This window comes from Burkholderia sp. SIMBA_062, from assembly GCF_046534765.1.
Classification (GTDB): Bacteria; Pseudomonadota; Gammaproteobacteria; order Burkholderiales; family Burkholderiaceae; genus Burkholderia; species Burkholderia ambifaria.
This window is the reverse complement of record NZ_JAWRYD010000678.1, coordinates 1-231: the sequence shown is the minus strand read 5'-3', so window position 1 is coordinate 231 and position 231 is coordinate 1. Positions and strand designations below refer to the sequence as shown.

The 231-nt window shown below is 60.6% G+C and carries 1 protein-coding gene; it reads right to left on the bottom strand.

Going from position 1 to position 231, the window contains the following annotated elements; translation table 11 throughout:
• Positions 1-49: 49 nt before the first annotated feature.
• A partial coding sequence (locus SB786_RS37900; protein ID WP_410731796.1) for a hypothetical protein occupies positions 50-231 on the bottom strand: 182 nt, incomplete at its 5' end.

The window sequence follows — 231 nt, the reverse complement described above, 5'->3', positions numbered from 1 at the left end:
CAACGGCTATGCCGTTAGCACTAACACCAAGGTCGCTCTAGAAAACCCTTCAGTCAATGCCGGTACGAGGCGTGCCGCGAAAAAAAAGCGCCCACGATGGGCGCAAAAAAGGCGGCCGGGGCCGCCTTGCGATGGGACGCAGCGATGCGTGCGCGATCAGGTTTTCATCGGATCGAACGCGACGCACAACCGGATCGCGTTGAGTGGGCCAAGGGCCATCCAGGCCAACAC